At 59.8% G+C, this 1,646-nt stretch carries 1 protein-coding gene and 1 pseudogene; one reads left to right on the forward strand and one right to left on the reverse strand.

All coding sequences use genetic code 11. From position 1 onward, the window contains the following. Positions 1 to 192: pseudogene (locus ACVWXW_RS14315) on the forward strand (RNA-guided endonuclease TnpB family protein); the annotation flags it as partial. Between the two features lie 28 nt (positions 193 to 220). Here ACVWXW_RS14315 and ACVWXW_RS14320 read toward each other — a convergent pair. Further along, positions 221 to 1,354 (reverse strand): histidine kinase, encoded by a 1,134-nt coding sequence (locus ACVWXW_RS14320; protein ID WP_457404366.1) that lies wholly within the window; start codon positions 1,352 to 1,354, stop codon positions 221 to 223. Positions 1,355 to 1,646 lie beyond the last annotated feature (292 nt).

Raw genomic sequence — 1,646 nt, forward strand, 5'->3', positions numbered from 1 at the left:
TTCAAGTGTGGGCACTGTGGATGGGAAGGGGATGCGGACTGGAATGGGGCCAACATGATTGCCAAACTTGGGGCTGCCGTAAACCAGCCTAGAGGTCCGTGGTTGGCTTGCCAACTGCAGGGCTACCGTTCGCGCCAGCGGGCCGGAGGCCTTAAGCCCGCCCTGTACTGCGAAGTAGTCAGGGTCGGGTAGTTTACACCCATGGGGAGCCAGCTCCCGGCTAGCCCTTGCAGAGCCGATACACGGGCAAAGTGAAATGAAAGCTGCTGCCTTTGCCCAAGGAAGACTCCACCCAAATCTGGCCGTAGTGAGCGCGCACGATCCGTCGGCAGAGGGAAAGGCCGATGCCATAGCCCTCCTGCTGTTGATCCCGGGACAGACGGACAGAATCGGAGAAGATGCTCTCTTGGTCGGCTTCCGGGATCCCAGGGCCAGTATCGCTGACGGTCACCTGCACCTTTTGGCTGGTGCGATGGAGGACATCGAGGCGGATGGATCCCCCGGCAGGGGTGTACTTGATGGCGTTGTCCAGCAGGTTGAACAGAACTTGGCGGATCTTGTCGGGATCCACGTGAACAGAGGGCAGATCCACGGGAATATCCGCTTGAAACTGCAGCCGCTTGCCTTGAATGCGCGGCCATAGCTCCTCGATCACCGCCTGACACAAGCCGGGCAACTGGGTTTCTACGGCTCGAATCCTCAGCTCCGAGGCAGCGCCACGGGCCGACTCCAGGATATCGGTGATCATGCTGTCCATCTTGCGCAGTTGCTGGCGGGCGTGATCGAACAACTGCCGCTCCAGGGCTTTGTCCAGGGATCCCTCCCGCCCCTGCTGCAGGGTTTCGACCGCCAGAGCCGTGGCCGTCAGGGGGCTGCGCAAATCATGCACCAGCATGGCCAGAACGCGATCTTTGAAGTCCAACTGCTCCCGCAATTGGGCCCGCTCCTGCCGCAGCAAAAACACCTCTTCCGACATTTGCAACAGCGCCTCGGTGGTCGGAGGGGAGGCGGGATCCCGTCCTGCTCCTTCTTGATGGGCGGCCAAAGCCGCTTGGCCTTGCCAACGAGGCCACCACACTTCCAACTGCGTCGCCAAGTCTGCGCCCGCCAAAACTTGAGCGGGCAAGGGCTCAGCCTTGACCAGAGCCGGAGTGGCCACCAGCTTGTAATGCTCTGCCAGGTAGGGGTGCTCCTCCAGCGGCACCACTTCCAGTTGAGCAGGGTATTGGCCGGGCAACCCCTGGATGTGCTGGCGCAGATGCTCCTCAAGCTCGGCAACAACAGCTCGACTCTTGGCGAACAGCAGCAGGCGAATGACAGAACGAGCGGAGGTGAGGTCTGGCGAAGTCTGCATAGGCCAAAGTCCAGTCGCGTTAGCGATGCGTAGCATTAAAGCCAAGGGTTGGCGTTTCAGCAGCCGGGATTGCCGTGCGCTCGTTCGCGGAAGCGGACCGTAGGTCCAACCGTAGGAGCCATTGCTGCTTGTTCCTTCCTAACACCTAATCTTGGGAAAAGCTTAAGAAGCGACATGGAGTGTAACAAGAAAGACCTTTCAGCTAGAAATCGCAGGAGCCCCGCACTGTACCCGTAGGGTCACTGCCGGGAGGAATGCGCTTTGATGAAGTACAATGAACTTATGAGCCAAG

The organism is Thermostichus sp. MS-CIW-30, from assembly GCF_054058015.1.

Bases quoted from the DNA above. Each gene is read 5' to 3' on its own strand.
- ACVWXW_RS14320 (WP_457404366.1), bottom strand. From the start codon at position 1,354: ATGCAGACTTCGCCAGACCTCACCTCCGCTCGTTCTGTCATTCGCCTG.